Below are 20409 nucleotides of genomic sequence, written 5' to 3'. Positions count from 1 at the left end.
CCGCTATTTTTCGGGGGTGACCGCGGGGCCCTCCCCGCAGGATCGTGATCGCGGGGTTTTAGAGCAGCAGCTCCCGCACATCGCGACCGGTCGCCAGGGCGACGACGAGCGCCATCCGGGCCTGCCCGGCCCGCAGATGCCCGGCGCCGACGGCACCCTTCGAACCCAGCGTGGCGCCCCCGCCATCACCGCCGTAGGCGAGGACGATCTCCCCGGAGGGCACACGGCTGGTGATCACCACCGGGATACCGGCGTCCAGCGCATCGGCGACACCGGCGCCCATCCCGGGGCCGAGGTTGCCGGAACCGAGGGCCTCGATGACCAGACCGCGGGCACCGGCGGCGACGGCGGCGTCGACAAGCGAGCGGCCCGCGCCGGGCCAGGCGGCGAGCACGGGCACGTGGATACCGGCCAGGGGAGCGGCCGCCACGGGGGCGGGTCGGTGGGATTCGCGCGGCACGGTGGAGATGAAACCATCGAGTTCGGTGGTGTGGCGCTTGGCGGCACCGCGGGCGGGGATGGTCCAGCCACCGAAGGCGATGAGCACCCCCTGGCGGCGGGCCAGGGGATCGGCGGCCAGCCGCACGGCGTCGATGAGGTTGCCGGGCCCGTCGGAGGAGGGATGGTCGAAGGCGCGCTGTGCCCCGGTGAGCACGACCGGTCGGTCATCGGCGTGGAAGCAGTCCAGCGCGAAGGCGGTGTCCTCCATGGAGTCGGTGCCGTGGGTGACCACCACCCCGTCGACATCCGGGGAGTCCAGGGCTTCCTGTACCGCCGTGACCAGGCCGTCAATGTCGGCCAGGGTGATCGCGGAGGAATCGAGACGGACGAGGTCTACGGCGGTGAGATCGTGGGGGAGGTGGTCACGGATGGCGCTCAGAAGCTCTGCTCCGGTGACGGTCGGGCGCAGCGCCCCGGACTCGTCGGTGGTGCAGGCGATGGTGCCGCCGGTGGTCAGCAGGACGATACGGGTCATCTTCCAAGCCTGCCACAGGACACCCGCCGCAAGTGTTGTCACAAATCCGTAACGTGTACGATCGGCCCGGAGCCCCAAGACCAGTGGTGCCCCGAATTGAGGAGAGTTTTTCCGTGAAGCTGACCAAGATCACCGCGTTCGTCGCCACACTCGGCGCCGCCCTGGCACTCACCGCCTGCGCCTCCGATGAGGACAACGGCGCGACCGCCACCACCACCGCGACGGCGACCACCGAGGCCACCACCTCGGCCGCCAGCCCCGCGCTGCCCACCGCGGACGAACTGAACACGATCCTGGCCAAGGCCACCGACCCGGCCGTCCCGCTGGAGGAGAAGGTCAACACCGTTCAGAACGGCGAGCAGGCACCCGAGCTCTTCGAGGTCATGGCCGCCTCCCAGGCTGAGTCCGGCGCCCAGTTCCAGGTGGTCAACCCGGTACTGCCGGGTTACACCCCGGATTCCGTGCTGGCCTCGGTGAACTTCATCCTCCCGGAGAACGAGGCCCAGCCTGCCGAGAACGTCGAGTTCATCTACGAGAACGAAACCTGGAAGCTGTCCCAGTCCTGGGCCTGCACCCTGATCACCAACACCGTCAGCCCGGAGCAGGTCCCGGAGATGTGCCTGGACTTCAGCCCGGCCCCCGCCGAGGCCCCGGCCGAATAACCTAGCCGTCCCGGCCCGGCAGGGAGAGGACCTTGCCGCGGCCGTTGGTGCGCACCGCCCAGCGGCGGCGGATCCAGCGGTCGTGGGTGGCCAGCAGCACCGTGCCGGGATAGTCCTCCAGCGCCTCCTCGAGTTCCTCGGCGAGGGCGAGGGAGAGGTGGTTGGTGGGCTCGTCGAGAAGCAGGATGTCCGGCGGGGAGGCCAGGATGATACCCAGCGACACACGCCGACGCTGACCCAGGGACAACTCGCCGAGCGGGCGGGCGGCGGTCTCCTCGTCCATCAGCCCCATCTCCACGAGGGTGGGGGATTTCGGCGGCACCTTCGCCGCGAAGATCTCCTCGGCGGGGGTGTCCAGCTCGATCCATTCATCATCCTGGCTCAGCCGCGCGATGCGCACCTCCTCGGGGATGCGCAGCAGGCCGTCGTTGACCTCCAACTCGCCCTGCACCACCTTGAGCAGAGTTGATTTACCCGCCCCGTTGGGCCCCTCGATGAGCCAGTGGTCACCGGGCTGCACGGTCACCGTCAGCGGACCCAGCCGGTCGGCCACCACGAGCTCCTTCGCCACCACCGCGGGTTCGCCGAGGGAGGCCAGCGAGGTGTGCTCGGGGATGCCGTGGAATTTCAGGCGCGCCGGCGGCGGGGGCAGCTCCTCCCGCTCCAGCGCCTCCAGCCGGCTGCGGGTCGAACGCAGCCGGTTGCCCAGTGTTTTCGCGGCCCGGTCGGCGAAGAACTTGTCCGAGATCCGGCTCTCCGACTTCGAGGTCTCCCGGTGGAAGATGTCCTCCGCGCCCTGCTCGGTGGCCTTCTGCAGGCGCGCCCGCTCGTGCTCCTGCACGGTGTAGAGCTCCTCCCAGCGGCGCCGGATGTCCTCCCGGGCCTCCAGATAGTCGGTGAAGGCACCGGTGAACACGGTGCCCTGTCGGGTGTCCTCCCCGCCACCACCCTCATGCCCCAGGCCGGGGTCGAGGTCGACGAGAGAATCGGCGGCCTTGTCGAGGAAGAACCGGTCGTGGCTGGCCACCAGCACCGGACCGCGGAATTCGTGCAGCTCGGAGATGAGGAAGTCGACGCCGTCGTCATCGAGGTGGTTGGTCGGCTCGTCGAGCACCAGCGCGTCCACGGGGCGCAGCAGCAGGGCGGCCAGCGCGAAACGGCGCCGCTGCCCACCGGACATGTCACCCAGGCGGGTCTCCAGCGGCACCTCCGCCAGGCCGAGTCCGGCCAGGACCGTGGCGATCCGTGAGTCCAGCTCCCACACCCCCGACTGCTCCGCGGTGGCCAGGGCGGCGTCGAAGGCCTCCGCCAGTTCCGGCTCATCGGCCAGACGGGCGGAGAGATCCCCGATCTGGCGCTCCACGTCGCGCAGCTCGGCCACGGCGGCGTCGATAAGCTCGGAAGCGGCCGCAGAGAACGGCAGTGACGTCTCCTGCTCGATGAAACCCGTGGTCGGCGGGGTGGTGATGGAACCGACATCCGGTTCCAGCTTCCCGGCGACGAGTTCCAGGAGGGTGGACTTGCCGGCGCCGTTCTCCCCGATCAGACCCGTGACATGCTCGGAGGGCACGGCGAAGGTGATGTCGGTGAGCACCCGGTCAACAGAGCCCGGGTAGGTGAAGCTCACACCGTCGAATTTCAGGTGGTGGGGGGAAGCCATGGTGGTTCTTCCTTAACTGTCGTTGAAGGCCAGTGACGTGGTGGCGTCCTGGACAACGCGGACGTCCGAATCCGCGCCACCGTAGACGACGCGGGTGGTCCAGGACACGCGCCCCTCGACTGGCAGGGGACTGGTCAGATCGACCGTCAGTGAGCCTTCGGTGGTGGTGTTCGAGTTGAGCACGTTGAGCGAGCCGCCGTCCTCCATGGTCAGCGCACCGATCGCCGGGCGCTGCTGCACGTCAACATCCAGCTCCACGCGGTCACCCTCCAGGGCGGTGAGGGTGTAGGTGACGGTCTGCAGCAGCGTGGACTCACCGGTCACCCGGGAATCCACCGACCAGGTCGCGCCGGGCCCGACGGCCTCCGCCGGGAAGACCACCGGCAGGGACAGCAGCTTCATCATGGCCTGTTCGATCCGGGCGCGACCCTCGTCGGTGGCCTCGCGGGGGGCGGCGAGGTAGACGGTGGACACGCGGCCGTCGTCGTGGCCGTCCCAACCGAGGAGGAAACCCTCGGCGGAGCGGATGTCGTCGGTCATCTCCAGGTCGGTGTTGGAGGGCTGGCCGAGACGGAACTCCACGTCCCGGGTGGCGGGTTCCCCCTCCTCCGGTTCGTCCTCCTGCGCTGCGGAGGTGCCGCCGGTCAGCGGCAGGGTGATGCGCTGCACATCGCCGCCGGCCGGGGCCTGGACGTCCACGGCATCGGCCTGCATGACGGTCTGCTCCATGCCGTCGGCGACCTCGACCTCGAGGGACTGGTCGTCAGCATCGACGTCCCCGTAGGTGAGCACCCGCTCGCCGGTGCCGGAGGACTGGATGGTGACCCGTGCGGCATCGACAGGCAGGCCGACGGCCGGCTCGATGGAGGCATCGGGCCGTTCGGTGGTGCACGCGACAAGGCCGGTGGTCAGTGTCAGAGCGGTCGCTGCGGCGAGGAGAATACGGGAGAACTGCACCTCATCAACGCTACCTGAGGTGGACCTTGACAGGCTGCGTGGGGAATGATGGTGGCCGTGAGCACGACAACGCCGAGACCATCCGAAAGACACATCACCTTCATGGCGGTGATCATCCTCGTGGTGGCGGCCATCGACCAGGCCACGAAGGCGACCATGCTGGCCTGGCTGGAACCGGGGGTGCCGGTGCCCGTCATCGGGGACTGGCTGCGCTTCCTCCTGCTGTTCAACCCGGGTGCTGCCTTCTCCATGGGGGAGAACTCCACCTGGTTGTTCACCACCATCCAGCTGGCCTTCGTCATCGGTGTGGCCATCGCGGCCCCCCGCATCCGCGACCGCTGGCAGGCCCTCGGCCTGGCGCTGATCGCGGGCGGTGCCCTGGGCAACCTCATCGACCGGTTGTTCCGGGAGCCGGGTTTCTGGTTCGGCCACGTGGTCGACTTCATCTCCGTCGGCGGTTTCGCGGTCTTCAACATCGCGGATTCCGCCATCACTGTCGGCGTCGTGGTGTTCGTCATCGCCATGTTCGTCGACGAGCGCAGAAAGGTGGATGCCTGATGGGCCGCGAAATGCGTAATCTCCCCGTCCCCGAGGGACTGGCCGGCATGCGTGTCGACGCCGCCCTGTCCCGGCTCCTCGGCATCTCCCGCACCATCGCCGCCGAGCTCGCCGCCGAGGGCGACGTGCTTGTCGACGGCCGCGAGGTCGGCAAATCCGACCGCCTCACCGAGGGCACCTGGCTGGAGGTCACCCTGCCCGCCCCGGAGCAGCCGCTGACCCCGCGGGCGGAACTCGTGGAGGGCATGGACATCCTCTACTCCGACGCCGACATCATCGCCGTGCACAAGCCGGTCGGTGTCGCAGCACACCCGACCGTCGGCTGGGAGGGGCCCACCGTCGTCGGTGGTCTGGCCGCGGCTGGTTTCCGCATCTCCACCTCCGGCCCTCCGGAGCGCAAGGGCATCGTCCAGCGCCTCGACGTGGGCACCTCCGGCGTCATGGTCGTCGCCGCTTCCGAACGCGCCTACACGGTCCTGAAGAACGCCTTCCGCGACCGCACGGTGAAGAAGGTCTACCACGCGCTGGTCCAGGGGCACCCGGATCCGTTCACCGGCACCATCGACGCCCCCATCGGCCGCCACCCCTCCGCCGGCTGGCGCTTCGCGGTGACCACCGACGGCAAGGCTGCCGTCACCCACTACGAGACGATCGAGGCTTTCCGGGAGGCCACCCTCCTGGAGATCGACCTGGAGACCGGACGCACCCACCAGATCCGCGTGCACATGTCCGCCATCGGGCATCCCTGCGTCGGTGACCCCATGTACGGTTCCGACCCGAACCTGGCCGAGCGTCTCGGCCTGATCCGCCAGTGGCTGCACGCCGTGCGCATCGGTTTCCACCACCCCCGCACCGGCGCGTACATGGAGATCGAGGCGCCCTACCCGGACGACCTGGCCCATGCGCTCGAGGTGATCCGCCAGTGAGCGGTATGGCCCAGCGCATCCTGGCGATCTTCGCCGTGGTCGCCCTGGCCGGGGTGCTCGTCTTCGCCTTCTTCGACGACGCCACCCACAAACCCCTCGCCCCGCAGGGGGACATGCTCGGCATGGATTCCGGCGAGTCCTTCCGGGACTACACTGCCCGCGCGGAGGCCTCGCTTGCCGACGCCCCCGCCGACCAGCCCGCCTTCGCGCTGCTCACCTTCACTCAGCCCCTGGCACCCGCCGAAGCAGCGGACGTGCTGGAGCCGCTGGGCCGGGTCAACGCGATGATCATCGCCCTGGCCTCCCCCTTCGACCTGCCCGAACCCATCGCCGGCGAAACCCGGGAGGATGTCTTCCAGCGCCAGCTCGACCGCATCGCCCACAGCCTCTCGGGGGTGGGGAACGTGCCGGTCCCGGAGGGTATCGACGCCGTCGTCGCCTACGACACCGGCACCGCCCTGCGCGAGGTCGCCGCGGACCCCGCGATCATCACTGCTGAGGTACTTCCACCGGATGCCGCGTGGGGGCGGTTCGGGGTTCGTCCCGTTTCCGCGCCCGGCGCGCCCGGCGAGTGAGGTCGAAGAGGTAGACCGCCACCGCCACCCAGATGATGATGAAACCCGCCCAGCGGGCAGGGGAGAGGTACTCCTGGGTGACGAACAGCGCCCACAGCATCTGCATCGTCGGGGTCATGTACTGGATCATTCCGATCGTCGACAGTGGCAGCCGCTTCGCTGCCATGCCGAAGAGCAGCAGCGGGATCATGGTGATGAGCCCCGAGACCACCAGCAGCGTGCTGTGCAGCGGGCCCTCGCTGAAGAAGGTGCCCTGGCCGGTGGACTCCAACCACACGATGAAGACCAGCCCCAGCGGCGCGATGACCAGGGTCTCCGCCGTCAGCGAGGCGGTGGGCGAGACCTGCACCTGCTTCTTCACCAGGCCGTAGAGCCCGAAGGTGATCGCCATGGCCAGCGCCATCACGGGTGCCTGACCCGACAGGAAGGTCAGCTGGATGACACCCACCGCCGCGATGGACACCGACACCAGCTGCAGCCGGTTGAGCCGCTCCCGGAGGAAGACCACCGCCAGCACCACCGACAGCAGCGGGTTGATGAAATAACCCAGGGCGGCGTCGGCGACATGGTTGGTGTTCACCGCCAGGATGTAGATGCCCCAGTTCGAGGAGATGAGCACCCCGGCGGCGATCAGCTGGAGCCAGGTGCGCCCCGAGGCCTGCCGCAGCTCTTTCCAACTGCCCATGAACGTGAGGACCACCGACATGATCACCGCGGTCCACACCACCCGGTGCGCGAGGATCTCCACCGGACCCGCGGGCAGCAGCAGCGGGAAGAACGCCGGGAACAGACCCCACAGCAGATAGGCGAGCAATCCATAGACCATGGCAGGTCATGGTACCCGCTGGTGTGATCAAAGAAAGGGCGGGTGAGGGGGCCTGGGAGCATGACGGGGCCAGCCGGTTCGGGGCCCGCCTGAATAACTGCCCTGAATTTCTGGTCAGCCCCTGAAAGTCCCTGTTCAGCCAAAGGTGTGACGTGAGGTTTTCAGGGCCCTGAAAAGCTCACCTGAAAATCTCACGCCGAAGAGGACCGGAGGTGTCCAGTGACCCACACCACCATCAAAACCCCTGCTCAGCACCGCAACACTGGTGTAATTTACCTGCGTTGACGGACTGGCTAGACTCACTCCCATGGCGAAGAACTCCTCTTTTGTACATCTGCACAACCACACCGAGTTCTCGATGCTCGACGGCATGGCGAAGATCGACATGCTGGCGGAGGAGGTCGCACGGCAGGGGATGCCGGGGGTCGGGATCACCGATCACGGCAACATGTTCGGTTCGGATGCGTTCTACCGGGCGATGACCAAGGCGGGCGTGAAGCCGATCATCGGCATCGAGTCTTATCTGGCGCCGGAGAGCCGTTTCAACAAGACGCGTGTGCGCTGGGGTGAGCCGCACCAGAAGTCCGATGATGTCTCGGCCTCGGGTGCCTACCTGCACCAGACGATGATCGCGGAGAACGCCACCGGTCTGAGGAATCTGTTCCACCTGTCGTCGATGGCCTCCTATGAGGGTCAGCTGGGCAAGTGGCCGCGCATGGATGTGGAGCTGATCGCCGAGCGCGCTGACGGCATCATCGCCACCACCGGCTGCCCCTCCGGTGACGTGCAGACCCGCCTGCGGCTGGGCCAGTTCGACCAGGCCCTGGAGGCTGCGGCGATGTGGCAGGACATCTACGGCCGGGACAACTACTTCCTCGAGTTGATGGACCACGGCCTGCACATTGAGCAGCGGGTGCGCCGGGAGCTGCTGGAGATCGGCAAGAAGCTGGATCTGCCGCCGCTGGTGACCAATGACTGCCACTATGTCCTGGAGTCCCAGGCGCAGGCGCATGAGGCGATGCTGTGTGTGCAGACCGGCAAGACGCTGAGCGACCCGGACCGTTTCAAATTCGACGGCACCGGCTACTACATCAAGTCCGCCGCGGAGATGCGCGCGCTCTTCGACGACATCGTCCCCGACGGCTGCGACAACACCCTGTGGATCGCCGAGCGCGTCCAGGACTACGGCGAGATCTGGGAGCCGCACCCGCATGACCGCATGCCGGTCGCTGATGTGCCGGAGGGCCACACCCCGACGACGTGGCTGCACCATGAGGTGATGGCGGGGCTGAAGGAGCGTTTCGACGGCGCCGAGGTCCCCCAGGACTACATCGACCGCGCGAACTACGAGATCGAGATCATCGACATGAAGGGGTACCCCTCGTACTTCCTCATCGTCGCCGAGATCATCAAACACGCCCGTTCCATCGGCATCTGGGTCGGCCCGGGCCGTGGTTCCGCCGCCGGTGCACTCGTGGCCTATGCCCTGACCATCACCAACATCGACCCCATCGAACACGGCCTGCTGTTCGAGCGTTTCCTCAACCCGGAGCGGCCGTCGGCACCCGATATCGATATCGACTTCGATGACCGCCGCCGCGGTGAGATGATCCGCTACGCCGCGGACCGCTGGGGCGAGGACAAGATCGCCCAGGTGATCACCTTCGGCACGGTGAAGACGAAGCAGGCGCTCAAGGACTCCGCCCGTGTGCAGTTCGGTCAGGCCGGCTATCAGATGGCCGACCGCATCACCAAGGTCCTGCCGCCGCCGATCATGGCCAAGGACATCCCCCTGGCCGGCATCACCGACTCCTCGCACGAGCGCTACGCCGAGGCCGGTGAGGTCCGCAGCCTCATCGAGACGGACCCCGACATCCGGAAGATCTACGAGACCGCCCGCGGTCTGGAGGGTGTGGTCCGCCAGGCCGGCGTGCACGCCTGTGCGGTGATCATGGCGAGCGTGCCGCTGCTGGACTGCATCCCCATGTGGAAGCGCCCCGCCGACGGTGCACTGATCACCGGCTGGGACTACCCGGCCTGTGAGAACATCGGCCTGCTGAAGATGGACTTCCTGGGTCTGCGCAACCTCACCGTCATCGGTGACGCCCTGGAGAACATCAAGAAGAACCGTGGCCTCGACATCGACCTGGAGAACCTCCCCGTCGAGGACACCGAGACCTACGAGCTGCTGGGCCGCGGTTCCACCCTGGGTGTGTTCCAGCTGGACTCCGGCGGCATGCAGGAGCTGCTCAAGCGCATGCAGCCGACGGGCTTCAATGACATCGTCGCCTCCCTGGCGCTCTACCGCCCCGGCCCCATGGGTGTGAACGCGCACCTGGATTATGCGGACCGCAAGAACGGGCGCAAGCCGATCGAGCCGATCCACCCGGAGCTGGAGGAACCGCTGCGGGAGATCCTGGACGAGACCTATGGTCTGATCGTCTACCAGGAGCAGATCATGCGTATTTCCCAGAAGGTGGCCAACTACACCGCCGGTGAGGCCGATGGTTTCCGTAAGGCCATGGGTAAGAAGCAGCCCGAGGTGCTGGAGAAAGAATACGCCAAATTCGAGGCCGGCATGCAGGACAACGGCTTCGGCAAGGACGCCATCAAGGCGCTGTGGGACACGATCCTGCCCTTCGCCTCCTACGCGTTCAACAAATCGCACGCCGCGGGCTACGGCCTGGTCTCCTTCTGGACGGCCTATCTCAAGGCCCACTACGCGCCCGAGTACATGGCGGCCCTGCTGACCTCCGTGGCGGACAGGAAGGACAAGTCCGCGATCTACCTCTCGGACTGCCGTCACCTGGGTATCCGGGTGCTGTCGCCGGATGTCAACGAATCCGAGAACGACTTCCTGGCCGTGGGGGAGGACATCCGTTTCGGGCTGGGTGCGATCCGCAACGTGGGCGCGGAAGTGGTGGACTCGATCGTCGCCACGCGCAAGGCGAAGGGCCATTTCACGAGCTTCTCCGACTACCTGGAGAAGATCGACCTGCTGCCCTGCAACAAGCGCATCACCGAATCCCTCATCAAGGGCGGTGCCTTCGACTCCCTCGACCACTCCCGCAAGGGACTCATGCTCATCCACGAGGATGCGGTCGACTCGGTACTGGCGACGAAGAAAGCCGCCGACAAGGGCCAGTTCGACCTCTTCGCCAGCTTCGGCGGCGACGACGGCGAGGATGCCGGGGCCAGCATGTTCGCCATCGAGGTTCCCGAGGACGCCTGGGAGCGCAAGCACGAGCTGGCTCTGGAACGCGAGATGCTCGGACTCTACGTCTCCGGGCACCCGCTCGACGGTTACGAGGATGCACTGGCGGCACAGATCGACACGCCCCTGACCACCATCCTGGGTGGGGAGATGCGCCACGGCGCGGAGGTGACCATCGGCGGCATCATCTCGGGCGTGGACAGGCGGTTCTCCAAGAAGGACGGTTCCCCCTGGGCGATCGTCACCATGGAGGACCACAACGGCGCCCAGGTGGAGCTGCTGGTCTTCAACAAGGTCTACTCCCTGGTGTCCTCCCAGATCGTCGAGGACAACATCATCCTGGCCAAGGCGCACGTCTCCATCCGCGATGACCGCATGTCCCTGTTCTGCGATGACCTGAAGGTCCCGGAGCTCGGCCCCGGCAACGGCGCCGGGCTGCCGCTGCGGCTGACCATGCGCACCGACCAGTGCACCATGGCCAACATCCGCAAGCTCAAGGAGGTCCTGGTGGGCAACGTCGGCGACTCCGACGTCTACCTCAAGCTTGTCGACGGCGAGGAGTCCACCACCATGATCCTCGGCGAGCATCTGCGCGTCGACCGTTCCGGTTCCCTGATGGGTGACCTCAAGGCCACGATGGGGCCGGGGATCCTGGGTTGATATGCGGAAGCGGCACCCCTGCATAAAAACGTGAGCCGGATCGGGAAGACTGCGGAACATCGGTTACCATAGACCGCACAGTCTATTTTCGTATTGGAGTCTGAATGTCAGTGAACAAGATCCGTACCACCCACGTGGGTTCCCTCCCGCGTACCCCGGAACTGCTGGAGGCGAACAGGCAGCGCGCCGCCGGCGAGCTCCCCGATGAGCAGTTCTTCGGGATCCTGCAGACCGCCGTCAACGACGTGGTCAAGCGTCAGGTGGACATGGGCATCGACATCATCAACGAGGGCGAGTACGGCCACATCACCTCCGGTGCCATCGACTACGGCGCCTGGTGGAACTACTCCTTCTCCCGCCTCGGCGGCCTGACGATGACCGACGAGGACCGCTGGGCCAGCCAGGACGTCGTGCGTTCCACCCCGGGCAACATCCAGCTGACCTCCTTCGCTGACCGCCGCGACCGCCAGCTGTTCAACGAGGCCTACGAAGACCCGGAGTCCGGTATCTTCACCGGCCGCGCCAAGGTGGGCAACCCGAAGTTCACCGGCCCGATCACCTACATCGGCCAGGATGAGGTCGAGGCTGACGTCAAACTCATGCGCGGCGCCATGGACGCCGTCGGCGCCAGGGACGGCTTCGTCGCCGCCCTGTCCCCGGGTTCCGCCGCCCGCCTGAAGAACGAGCACTACGCCACGGACGACGAGGTCGTGTGGGCCTGCGCCGACGCCATGGCCCAGGAGTACAAGGCCATCACCGACGCCGGTTTCACCGTCCAACTCGACGCCCCGGACCTGGCCGAGTCCTGGGACCAGATCAACCCGGAGCCTTCGCTGGCGGACTACCGTGACTGGCTGCGCACCCGCGTCGACGCCATCAACCACTCCCTCAAGGGCCTGCCGAAGGAACAGACCCGTCTGCACATCTGCTGGGGATCCTGGCACGGCCCGCACGTCACCGACGTGCCCTTCGGCGACATCATCGAGGAGATCCTGCGCGCCGAGGTCGGCGGCTTCTCCTTCGAGGGTGCCTCCCCGCGCCACGCCCACGAGTGGCGCGTCTGGCAGGACCACAAACTGCCCGAGGGTTCCCTGATCTACCCGGGTGTCATCTCTCACAACACCAACGCCGTGGAGCACCCGCGCCTGGTCGCCGACCGCATCATCCAGTTCGCCGAGGTCGTCGGCCCGGAGAACGTCGTCGCCGCCACCGACTGCGGCCTGGGCGGCCGTCTGCACCACCAGATCGCCTGGGCGAAGCTGGAGTCCCTCGTCGAGGGCGCACGCATCGCCACCAGGGAACTCTTCTAGTTCCTGCTGAGGACATGGCGGAAGGGCCCGCGGGGAGATCCCCGCGGGCCCTTCCACATGCTTCCCTTAAGGCTGGATACCGATGGAGATGAGGAAGTCGCGGAGCATGTCCTCACCGCCCGGGATGAAGGGCAGGACGACGGTCGCGCCCTGGGTCACGGCCAGACCGAGGGCCATGATCGCGCGGAGGACCTCCACAACCAGCAGTCCCTCATCGTCGAGGACCGCCGACTGTGCCCACTCCGGCATCTCGTAGTCGTCCTCGTCGTCCGCATCGTCGTCGATGATGACGTCCTCGTCATCATCCGTGGTGGAGGTGGAGGAACCGGAGGACTGGGCGAGGATGGTCTCCACCGATCCCCCGGGGGTCTCTGCCTGGACCGGGGTGACCAGGGCCAGGGAGGTGCCGACTGCGGCAACCAGGGCGACAGAGAGTCGACGACGAATCACGGGTACTCCTTGAGGGGATATGAGATCAGATCGTTGTAGAACTTAGCAGGCGCGGGCTGCCACCGCGAGGGTTCAGCCCAGACTGGAGGAGAAGGAGGAGCCCTCCGGCCGCAGCTCATGGCCGTCGATCTGGAAGATCGTGGTGGTGCCGGAGACCTCGTTACCCACGACGAGCAGGTTCTTCCGGTTGGGGGAGTCGGCGGCCGGAATGAAGGCCAGCCCCTCCGGGCCGAGGTCGCCGGCCTGCGGCAGGTCGGCGTCGATGTCGGTGGAATCCTCCATGGAGATGGCGAAATCGCGGTTGTTCACGTAGGTGACGAACTTGGAGTGGGCCGGGTCGGTGATGTCGTAGACCATGATGCCGCCGATGCGCTCCAGGCCGACGAAGGCGTAGGTGCGGCCGTCGATCTCCCCGAGGGCCAGGCCCTCCGGCTCCGGGCCCTTGTCGTCGGAACGACCCTCGAAGTTGGATTCCGAGTGGTTGGAGTTGAAGTACTCCGGGACGGCCTTCGCCAGGATCTGCTCGAAATCGTCGCCGGAGTTGAAGACCAGCCTGCCCTCGGTGTCGATCACGGAGAAGGAACGCGAGCCGTAGGAGTAGAGCTGGGTGTGGCAGCTGCCGTCCTCGCTCAGGCCCTCGGCGGTGGTCACGTTGAGGCGGCCGGCGCCCTCATCGGACTGGAGGTGTTCGATCTCGCCTGCGGTCAGGCCCTGGTAGCCCTCGCACAGCTGCACCTTCTTCAGGCGCGCCTCCTCCGAGTAGGCCTCCCAGTCGCGGGCGTCACCCTCGTTGGCCATGACCAGGTGGTTGCGGCCGTTGGCTGCGGTGTACGCACCGATGGCGTCGGGCTGGTGGATGCCCTTGACCGGCCAGTTGCGGATGTTGATGCCGCCGTCCTTGTCGGAGGCGTCGAGCGGGGTGACGGAGTGGTCCTGGTGTCCGAGGGGGAGGAGCTTTTCCACGGTCGCGGACTCCAGGTCCACGACCGCGACGGCGTTGTTCTCCTGCAGAGTGGTGTAGAGCCTGCCGTCGATCTCGGTGATGTACTCCGGCTCGAGGTTCTGCGCGACGGTGGTGGAGTTCCCGACCTGGCCGAAGATGCGCACGCCCTCCGGCAGGGCGCCGGGGGCGTTGAAGGCGCGGAAGTCGGCGACGCGGACATCCGACTGCGCCGGGGCCTGGATGCTCTTCGGCAGAGCCACGATGGAGACCGAACCTTCCGGGTCGAAGCTGTAGTCCTCGGCCGGCTCGCCCTCGTTGGCGGAGAATGCGTAGCGCCCGTCGGCGGAGATGCCCACCATGTCGGGCAGCGCGGCGTCGTGCTCGCCGTTGTTGCCCAGCATGACCGTGCCCAGCTCTTCACCGGTGGTGGCGTCGAAGAAGAGCATGGAGCCCTCCGCGGTCTTGTCCTCCGGTTCGACGTTGGCCACGGCCAGGCCGTCCGCACGGATGGCGACGGAGTTGATGCCGTTGCCCGCACCGGCGGAAACCTCGCCGACCTTCTCCGGCCTGGTGGGGTCGGAGATGTCGAGCAGGTCGATGTTGCCGGACCGTGCGTTGATGGTGAGCACCCGCTGCGAACCTGCGTGGTATGCGACGATCTCGGCCGCGGACTCGTCGAAGACACCGGAATCGTAGGCGCCGATCGGTGTGAGCGACAGGCCGGCACCCGGCGCGGAGTATTCGATCGGCTCGGCGACGATGGCGGCCTGGGCGGGGGCGATGCTCAGACCGGTGGCGACGGCCGCGCACAGGGCAACGGCAGAACGACGGAAGGACACTGGAGGGCTCCTGAGTGTTACGTGGATGAAGAACGCTGCTCAGAATGGTGTGATGAAATGTCTGCCCGGCAAACTCCCGGGGGTGTCCCGGTGAACCTTCCATGAACCGGACGGCGGGGCGGGGACAGGGATGGCGGGGGACTACACTGTGACGACATGAGCGACAACCCCACTGCAGCAACCACCTTCGAGCCCGTCCACGCCTCGGATATTCAGTTGGCTCAGGCCCGGATCTCATCAATTATTGAACCGACCCCGCTGCAGTACTGCCCCCGTCTCTCCGAGGATACCGGTGTCGAGGTCTACCTCAAGCGCGAGGACCTCCAGGATGTGCGTTCCTACAAGATCCGCGGCGCCTACTACGCCATCGCCAACCTCAACGATGAACAGCGGGCGGCGGGCATCGTCGCGGCGTCGGCAGGCAACCACGCCCAGGGTGTGGCCTACGCCTGCCGCACCATGGGCATCCCCGGCCGGATCTTCGTGCCCGTCCAGACCCCGAAGCAGAAGCGTGACCGCATCATCGTCCACGGCGGCGACATGGTCGAGCTCGTGGTCACCGGCAACAACTTCGACGAGGCCGCCGCGGCTGCGCGTATCGACGCCATCGAGCGCGGCGCCACCATCATCGAACCCTTCGACGCCCGCGACACCGTCATCGGCCAGGGCACCGTCGCCGCGGAGATGCTCACCCAGCTGACGGCCATCGGTAAGTCCCTGGACACCGTCTTCGTGCCCGTCGGCGGCGGCGGCCTGCTCGCCGGTGTGACCAGCTACCTCGCCGACATGGCCCCGCGCACCGCGATCGTCGGCGTCGAGCCCGCCGGTGCGGCCTCCCTCCAGGCCGCCCTGAGCGCCGGGGGGCCGGTCACCCTCGAGGCCGTGGACCCCTTTGTTGACGGCGCCGCCGTCAAGCGCATCGGTGACCTGCCGTACTACATCGCCGAGCGTAACCAGGGCCGCATCCACGTCATGGACGTCTCCGAGGGTGCGGTGTGCACCGAGATGCTGCAGCTGTACCAGAACGAGGGCATCATCACCGAACCCGCCGGCGCCCTGTCGGTGACCGGCATGAAGGAGATGAACCTGCAGCAGGACTCCGTTGTCGTGTGCATCATCTCCGGCGGCAACAACGATGTCCTGCGCTACGCCGAGATCATGGAGCGTTCCCTGATCCACCGCGGCCTCAAGCACTACTTCCTGGTCAACTTCCCCCAGGAGCCGGGCCAGCTGCGCCACTTCCTCAACGACATCCTCGGCCCCGACGACGACATCACCCTCTTCGAGTACCTCAAGCGCAACAACCGGGAGACCGGTGCGGCACTCGTCGGCCTTGAGCTCGGCAGCGCCAGCAACTTCGATCCGTTGATGGAGCGCATGGCCGCCTCGCGCATCGACTGCCAGCACCTGCGCCCCGGCACCCCGGAGTACGAGTACCTCGTGAACATGTGAGGCGGTACTGCTCGACCGGTGCGCAATAACTGACAGCCCTGGGTGGCATCAGCGCGCATCGTCGCTGTTCGCTGGTTCCGGTGGTGTCAGATGTTGCGCATCCAGTGGGCGCGCCACTGCGCCTCTACCGCCGGATCAGCGCGAACTCCCACGCACCCAGCTCGGTCCGGTCCGGTTCCACCGCCGGTTGGGTGAAGGACCAGATCAGCTCGCCGCCGAACGGCGCCACCACCGGACGGTCGGAGAGGTTGGCCACGAGCATGACGTCCTCATGTCCCATCGCCAGCCACTTGTCCTCCTCGGTGCCGGTTTCCACGAGCAGCTTCGACAGGTCGGGGCGGGCCAGACCCAGTTCGCGGCGCAGGTGCAGCAGCTTCCGGTAGGCGGCGTGGATCTCCTGCTGTTCGTCGGTGAAGTCCCAGTCCAGTTTCGAGGCCTCGAAAGTGGCCGGGTCGGCGGGGTCCGGCACCTCGGAGTCATCCCAACCGGAGCGGGCGAATTCCCGTTTGCGCCCCTCGGAGGTCAGGCGGTTGAGTTCGGCGTCGGTATGGGAGCAGAAGAAGGCGAAGGGGGTCTGCGCACCGAATTCCTCACCCATGAACAGCATGGGGGTGAAGGGGGAGGAGTAGATGACCGCGGCCTTGAGCACCTGCTGGGCGGGCGTGAGGCTCATCGACGGCCGGTCGCCGCCGGCCCGGTTGCCGGTCTGGTCGTGGGTGGTGGTGTAGGTGACCAGGCGGTGGGCGGGGATGGCGGCGGTGTTGATCGGCCGGCCGTGGGCGCGTCCACGGTAGGAGGAGTACGTGCCGTCGAAGTAGTAGCCGCCGCGCAGGGTCTTGGCCAGGGCGTCGAGTGAGCCGAAGTCCTCGTAGTAGGCGTGGTTCTCGCCGGAGACGATGGTGTGCAGGGCGTGGTGGATGTCGTCGACCCACTGGCCGGCCAGTCCGTAACCGCCGCCGTCGGTCCCGGTGATCACGCGCGGGTCGTTGAGGTCGGATTCGGCGATGAGGTAGCGGGGGACACCAGTGCGTGCCGCGATGTCGTCGGCGATGGACTGCATCTGCTCGAGCAGGGAGTACGCGCCGGTGTCGTCGAGGGAGTGGACGGCGTCCAGGCGCAGACCGTCGATGCGGTACTCGTCAAGCCACAGGCGGACGGCGTCGAGGATGTAGGCGCGTACCTCGTCGGAGTCGTGGCCGGAGATGTTGACCACATCCCCCCAGCCGGTGGACCCGCCGGAGGTGTAGGGGCCGAACATGCCGTTGTAGTTGCCGTCGGGGCCGAAGTGGTTGTACACGACGTCGAGGATGACGCCGAGGCCTTTGGCGTGGGCGGCGTCGACAAGCTGTTTCAGGCCTTCCGGCCCGCCGTAACCGGCATGGACGGCATGCCACTCGACGCCGTCGTAGCCCCAGTTGCGGTCGCCGCCGAAGGGTTGGACGGGCATGAGCTCAATGGCGGTGACTCCCAGCTCACGCAGGTAGTCGAGCTTGCCGATGACCCCGGCAAAGGTGCCCTCCGGGCTGAAGGTGCCCACGTGGAGCTCGTAGATGACCTGGCCCGCCAGGGAGCGGCCGGTCCAGTTCTCGGCGGTCCATGCGTATTCCGGGTCGGTGACCTCGCTGAGGCCGTGGACGCCGTCGGGCTGGGCGGTGCTGCGCGGGTCGGGCAGGGTCTTGGACCAGTCGCGGCCGTCGAAGAGCTCGAAGCCGTAGCGCATGCCGGGCTCGGCCACCCGGTCGGCGAACCACCAGTCACCCTGGGTGGCGCGCATGGGCAGCACCTCCCCGTCGAGGCGGAGTCGGACGTCGCGGGCGTTGGGCGCCCACACGGAGAAGGGTTCATGAGCAGTCATGCGCCCCAGGCTAATCAAACAGGCGGCTAATATCAGTGCTCATGCTCACGACCTACCAGTTGCCCGCCGCCGATCAGACGTGGACGCACGAATGGGAGGTCAAAAGGTCCCGCTTCCTCTCCCTGGCCCGCCGCACCCCGAGCGATGAGGCCGCCCGGGATTTCATCCATGAGATCCGGGCACAGTACCCGGATGCGCGCCACCACTGCAGCGCCTACCTCATCCACGTCGAGGGTTCGAACCCGGTGGAGCGTTCCTCCGATGACGGCGAGCCCTCCGGCACCGCCGGCAAACCGATGCTCGACATGCTCAAGGGCTCCGGGCTTCTCGACGTCACCGTGGTCGTCGTCCGCTGGTTCGGCGGCATCAAGCTCGGCGCCGGCGGCCTGGTGCACGCCTACTCCCAGTCCGTCGGCGACCTCATGCCTGCGGTCGACCGGGTGACCCGCGCGATCCGGGAGCTTTACCGTATCGAGGTGCCGCACGCCGACGCCGGGCGCCTGGAATCCGACCTGCGTGCCCGCGGGGTATCCGTCACCGACACCGACTACGGGGCGGCCGTGACCTACACCCTTGCCGTGGCTCCGGGCGGGCGGGGGGAACTGGAGTCGACGCTGGCTGCGCTGACCGCTGGGGCGGTCATCCCCGCTGAGGCGGGGACCGCATGGATCGAGTACTAGGATGGACCCCATGACCATGCAACGTCGCCCGAACAACCCGATCGAACAGCGCAAACAGTCCGTGCGCCGGTACTCCCGCAACGCCGTCCTCAGCGTCGGCGGTGGTGTCGTCGGTGGTCTCGCACTCGGCCTGCTGTTCACCAGCTGGACCTGGATCATCCTCGGCCTCGTCGTCGCAGTGGTGGGCGGGTTCTACAACTGGAACAAGATCCAGAAGATCGTCAACCACAGGGACAACCGCTAGGCACACGGATGAGTGAGGCAGTCCGTATTGACGTGTGGGTGTGGGCGGTGCGCATCTTCAAGACGCGTTCCGACGCCGCCACCGCCGTCCGCGCCGGGCACGTGAAGCTCAACGGCCACGCCGTCAAGCCCGCCCAGCAGGTCGTGCCCGGCGACCGGGTCCGCGTGTGGATCAGCCACCGGGAGCTGGACCTGGAGGTCACCGGCACCGTGCGTAAGCGCGTCGGGGCGCCGGTCGCCCGCACCTGCTACATCGACCATTCCCCGCCGCCCCCGCCGAAGGAGGTCCTGGCTTCCCTGCCCAGGCGTGACCGCGGGGCCGGCCGCCCGACGAAGCGCGAACGGCGCGAACTCGACCGGCTGCGCGGCTACGACAGTTACTGAGAAAGCAACTCCCGTACCCGCGGGATGACCTCCTCGCCGTAGAGGCGGATGGTGTCCATGTTGTGCTCGTGCGGGACGGGTCCGTTGGCGTATTTCAGGGTGAAACGGTCCAGGTCGAGGGCCTGGACCGTGTCGGCGATCTTCGCCGCCACCGTCGCGGGGGAACCGACGTAGAGCGCGCCGTGGGTGATCTCCCGGGTGAACTGTTCCAGGGTCGGGGTCGGCCAACCGCGTTCGGCGCCCACCCGGCGCTGCCCGACGTACCAGTGCTCGTAGAGGCGTTCCTGGGCCTCGGCGTCGGTGTCGGCGATCAGACCGGGGGAGTGCACACCGATGGGGGCCTGCGGCTGGCCGAATTCCTCGTTGGCCCGGTGGTAGAGGTCGACGAAGGGGCGGAAGCGGCGGGCGGCGCCGCCGATGACGGCCAGCATGAGGGGCATGCGGTGGCGGGCGGCCCGGATGACGGACTCGGGGGAGCCGCCGACGGCGACCCAGGCCTGCAGCGGGGTGGCCGTGGGCGGGTAGATGTGCTCCGGCGCGCGGTCCCAGGGGATGGGGGTGCGGGAGGCGTCGGCGTCGAGAAGTACGCGCATGAGCTCGAGCTTCTCCTCGAAGAGGCGCTCGTAGTCGCAGAGGTCGTAGCCGAAGAGCGGGAAGGACTCGATGAAGGAGCCGCGTCCCAGGGTCATCTCGGCACGGCCCGAGGAGATGGCCTGGAGGGTGGAGAAACGCTCGAAGATCCGCACCGGGTCGTCGGAGGATAAGACGATGACGGAAGTTGTGAGACGGATGCGCTCCGTGCGGGCGGCGATGGCGGTGAGGACCACGTCGGGGGCGGAGACAGCGTAGTCGGGGCGGTGGTGTTCACCGATGCCGAAGACGTCCACGCCGACGCGGTCGGCCTCGACGCCTTCCGCGACGATGTCACGTAGTACCTGGTCGTGGGGGACCGGGGTGCCGTCAAGAGTGACGGTGACGTCGCCGAAGGTGTCGAGGCCGAAGGAGATGGGTCTGTTCATGTTGACGATGATATGTCAACAAACCCGGTGGGGCTACTACCAGAGACCCCAGCCTGCCGGCGGGAAGTCAATGCCCATCGGGCGGAAGAAATCCGCGATGGACAGTGCCCACACATGCAGGAAGTCTGCCGCCTCGGGGAAATCTTCGCGGATGGACGAAACCAGGTTCATGGGACAGTGCTCCTTATTGGGCAATTGGTGTTGACCCGCTCCATGCTAA

General features: G+C 67.2%; 19 protein-coding genes. 10 read left to right on the top strand and 9 right to left on the bottom strand.

Annotated features, from left to right (window positions below; translation table 11 throughout):
* Nucleotides 1–58: 58 nt before the first annotated feature.
* Nucleotides 59–976, bottom strand: coding sequence for an asparaginase (locus NYP18_RS06755; RefSeq protein WP_259427397.1), 918 nt, complete (start codon nucleotides 974–976; stop codon nucleotides 59–61).
* Nucleotides 977–1089: 113 nt separating this feature from the next.
* Between NYP18_RS06755 and NYP18_RS06750 the strand changes: the two genes are divergently transcribed.
* Nucleotides 1090–1638: a WKL family lipoprotein gene (locus NYP18_RS06750; RefSeq protein ID WP_259427396.1), complete on the top strand. Its 549-nt coding sequence runs from the start codon at nucleotides 1090–1092 to the stop codon at nucleotides 1636–1638.
* Nucleotide 1639: 1 nt separating this feature from the next.
* On the opposite strand, the gene NYP18_RS06745 is transcribed toward NYP18_RS06750, so the two are convergent.
* On the bottom strand, nucleotides 1640–3298 hold the full coding sequence (locus tag NYP18_RS06745; protein WP_259427395.1) for an ABC-F family ATP-binding cassette domain-containing protein: 1659 nt from the start codon (nucleotides 3296–3298) through the stop codon (nucleotides 1640–1642).
* A gap of 12 nt (nucleotides 3299–3310) precedes the next feature.
* A complete protein-coding gene (locus NYP18_RS06740; protein WP_259427394.1) occupies nucleotides 3311–4255 on the bottom strand; it encodes a DUF6263 family protein in 945 nt (314 codons plus the stop codon).
* A gap of 48 nt (nucleotides 4256–4303) precedes the next feature.
* On the opposite strand from NYP18_RS06740, the gene lspA reads away from it, so the two are divergent.
* Genes lspA through NYP18_RS06725 form a run of 3 tightly spaced genes read left to right on the top strand, consistent with a single transcriptional unit; the run spans nucleotide 4304 to nucleotide 6314 of the window.
* Nucleotides 4304–4813, top strand: coding sequence for a signal peptidase II (gene lspA / locus NYP18_RS06735; protein ID WP_439648061.1), 510 nt, complete (start codon nucleotides 4304–4306; stop codon nucleotides 4811–4813).
* On the top strand, nucleotides 4813–5739 hold the full coding sequence (locus tag NYP18_RS06730) for an RluA family pseudouridine synthase (protein WP_259427393.1): 927 nt from the start codon (nucleotides 4813–4815) through the stop codon (nucleotides 5737–5739). The genes lspA and NYP18_RS06730 overlap by 1 nt, the downstream gene beginning before the upstream one ends.
* Nucleotides 5740–5744: 5 nt before the next feature.
* Nucleotides 5745–6314, top strand: coding sequence for a hypothetical protein (locus NYP18_RS06725; protein ID WP_259427451.1), 570 nt, complete (start codon nucleotides 5745–5747; stop codon nucleotides 6312–6314).
* Here NYP18_RS06725 and rarD read toward each other — a convergent pair.
* Nucleotides 6229–7140, bottom strand: a complete 912-nt coding sequence (rarD, locus tag NYP18_RS06720; protein ID WP_259427392.1) for an EamA family transporter RarD — start codon at nucleotides 7138–7140, stop codon at nucleotides 6229–6231. The two genes, NYP18_RS06725 and rarD, sit on opposite strands and share 86 nt — an antisense overlap.
* Before the next feature lie 307 nt (nucleotides 7141–7447).
* On the opposite strand from rarD, the gene dnaE reads away from it, so the two are divergent.
* Nucleotides 7448–11014, top strand: coding sequence for a DNA polymerase III subunit alpha (gene dnaE / locus NYP18_RS06715; RefSeq protein ID WP_259427391.1), 3567 nt, complete (start codon nucleotides 7448–7450; stop codon nucleotides 11012–11014).
* A gap of 104 nt (nucleotides 11015–11118) precedes the next feature.
* The gene (locus NYP18_RS06710; protein WP_259427390.1) at nucleotides 11119–12324 is read left to right on the top strand and encodes a cobalamin-independent methionine synthase II family protein; all 1206 of its coding nucleotides are present in this window, start codon (nucleotides 11119–11121) and stop codon (nucleotides 12322–12324) included.
* Nucleotides 12325–12390: 66 nt separating this feature from the next.
* Here NYP18_RS06710 and NYP18_RS06705 read toward each other — a convergent pair whose 3' ends face one another.
* Nucleotides 12391–12774 carry a hypothetical protein gene (locus NYP18_RS06705; RefSeq protein ID WP_259427389.1) on the bottom strand — a complete coding sequence of 128 codons (384 nt, stop codon included), beginning with the start codon at nucleotides 12772–12774 and terminating at the stop codon, nucleotides 12391–12393.
* Nucleotides 12775–12846: 72 nt separating this feature from the next.
* Entirely contained in the window at nucleotides 12847–14556 is a 1710-nt protein-coding gene (locus tag NYP18_RS06700) for a choice-of-anchor I family protein (RefSeq protein ID WP_259427388.1), read from the bottom strand.
* Nucleotides 14557–14712: 156 nt separating this feature from the next.
* Between NYP18_RS06700 and ilvA the strand changes: the two genes are divergently transcribed.
* Nucleotides 14713–16008, top strand: coding sequence for a threonine ammonia-lyase IlvA (ilvA, locus tag NYP18_RS06695; protein WP_259427387.1), 1296 nt, complete (start codon nucleotides 14713–14715; stop codon nucleotides 16006–16008).
* A gap of 124 nt (nucleotides 16009–16132) precedes the next feature.
* On the opposite strand, the gene treZ is transcribed toward ilvA, so the two are convergent.
* Nucleotides 16133–17863 carry a malto-oligosyltrehalose trehalohydrolase gene (gene treZ, locus NYP18_RS06690; RefSeq protein ID WP_259427386.1) on the bottom strand — a complete coding sequence of 577 codons (1731 nt, stop codon included), beginning with the start codon at nucleotides 17861–17863 and terminating at the stop codon, nucleotides 16133–16135.
* Between the two features lie 41 nt (nucleotides 17864–17904).
* Between treZ and NYP18_RS06685 the strand changes: the two genes are divergently transcribed.
* The 3 genes from NYP18_RS06685 to NYP18_RS06675 are packed head-to-tail and all read left to right on the top strand — an operon-like array spanning nucleotide 17905 to nucleotide 19170.
* The gene (locus tag NYP18_RS06685) at nucleotides 17905–18543 is read left to right on the top strand and encodes an IMPACT family protein (protein ID WP_259427385.1); all 639 of its coding nucleotides are present in this window, start codon (nucleotides 17905–17907) and stop codon (nucleotides 18541–18543) included.
* 10 nt (nucleotides 18544–18553) lie between these two features.
* On the top strand, nucleotides 18554–18787 hold the full coding sequence (locus NYP18_RS06680) for a hypothetical protein (RefSeq protein ID WP_259427384.1): 234 nt from the start codon (nucleotides 18554–18556) through the stop codon (nucleotides 18785–18787).
* Nucleotides 18788–18795: 8 nt separating this feature from the next.
* A complete protein-coding gene (locus NYP18_RS06675; protein WP_259427383.1) occupies nucleotides 18796–19170 on the top strand; it encodes an RNA-binding S4 domain-containing protein in 375 nt (124 codons plus the stop codon).
* Here NYP18_RS06675 and NYP18_RS06670 read toward each other — a convergent pair.
* Entirely contained in the window at nucleotides 19164–20189 is a 1026-nt protein-coding gene (locus NYP18_RS06670; RefSeq protein WP_259427382.1) for an LLM class flavin-dependent oxidoreductase, read from the bottom strand. The genes NYP18_RS06675 and NYP18_RS06670 overlap by 7 nt on opposite strands.
* Before the next feature lie 36 nt (nucleotides 20190–20225).
* Nucleotides 20226–20360: a hypothetical protein gene (locus tag NYP18_RS06665; RefSeq protein WP_259427456.1), complete on the bottom strand. Its 135-nt coding sequence runs from the start codon at nucleotides 20358–20360 to the stop codon at nucleotides 20226–20228.
* Between the last annotated feature and the right edge of the window lie 49 nt (nucleotides 20361–20409).

This window comes from Corynebacterium lemuris (assembly GCF_024919295.1).
Classification (GTDB): domain Bacteria; phylum Actinomycetota; class Actinomycetes; order Mycobacteriales; family Mycobacteriaceae; genus Corynebacterium; species Corynebacterium lemuris.
Note: the sequence above shows the minus strand (reverse complement) of the source record. Positions and strands in the feature narration are given on the sequence as shown.

Bases quoted from the DNA above. Each gene is read 5' to 3' on its own strand.
- NYP18_RS06710 (WP_259427390.1), top strand. From the start codon at position 11,119: ATGTCAGTGAACAAGATCCGTACCACCCACGTGGGTTCCCTCCCGCGT.
- NYP18_RS06730 (WP_259427393.1), top strand. From the start codon at position 4,813: ATGGGCCGCGAAATGCGTAATCTCCCCGTCCCCGAGGGACTGGCCGGC.
- NYP18_RS06755 (WP_259427397.1), bottom strand. From the start codon at position 976: ATGACCCGTATCGTCCTGCTGACCACCGGCGGCACCATCGCCTGCACC.
- NYP18_RS06670 (WP_259427382.1), bottom strand. From the start codon at position 20,189: ATGAACAGACCCATCTCCTTCGGCCTCGACACCTTCGGCGACGTCACC.
- rarD (WP_259427392.1), bottom strand. From the start codon at position 7,140: ATGGTCTATGGATTGCTCGCCTATCTGCTGTGGGGTCTGTTCCCGGCG.
- treZ (WP_259427386.1), bottom strand. From the start codon at position 17,863: ATGACTGCTCATGAACCCTTCTCCGTGTGGGCGCCCAACGCCCGCGAC.
- NYP18_RS06725 (WP_259427451.1), top strand. From the start codon at position 5,745: ATGGCCCAGCGCATCCTGGCGATCTTCGCCGTGGTCGCCCTGGCCGGG.
- NYP18_RS06680 (WP_259427384.1), top strand. From the start codon at position 18,554: ATGACCATGCAACGTCGCCCGAACAACCCGATCGAACAGCGCAAACAG.
- NYP18_RS06685 (WP_259427385.1), top strand. From the start codon at position 17,905: ATGCTCACGACCTACCAGTTGCCCGCCGCCGATCAGACGTGGACGCAC.
- lspA (WP_439648061.1), top strand. From the start codon at position 4,304: ATGGTGGCCGTGAGCACGACAACGCCGAGACCATCCGAAAGACACATC.
- dnaE (WP_259427391.1), top strand. From the start codon at position 7,448: ATGGCGAAGAACTCCTCTTTTGTACATCTGCACAACCACACCGAGTTC.
- NYP18_RS06665 (WP_259427456.1), bottom strand. From the start codon at position 20,360: ATGAACCTGGTTTCGTCCATCCGCGAAGATTTCCCCGAGGCGGCAGAC.
- ilvA (WP_259427387.1), top strand. From the start codon at position 14,713: ATGAGCGACAACCCCACTGCAGCAACCACCTTCGAGCCCGTCCACGCC.
- NYP18_RS06675 (WP_259427383.1), top strand. From the start codon at position 18,796: ATGAGTGAGGCAGTCCGTATTGACGTGTGGGTGTGGGCGGTGCGCATC.
- NYP18_RS06745 (WP_259427395.1), bottom strand. From the start codon at position 3,298: ATGGCTTCCCCCCACCACCTGAAATTCGACGGTGTGAGCTTCACCTAC.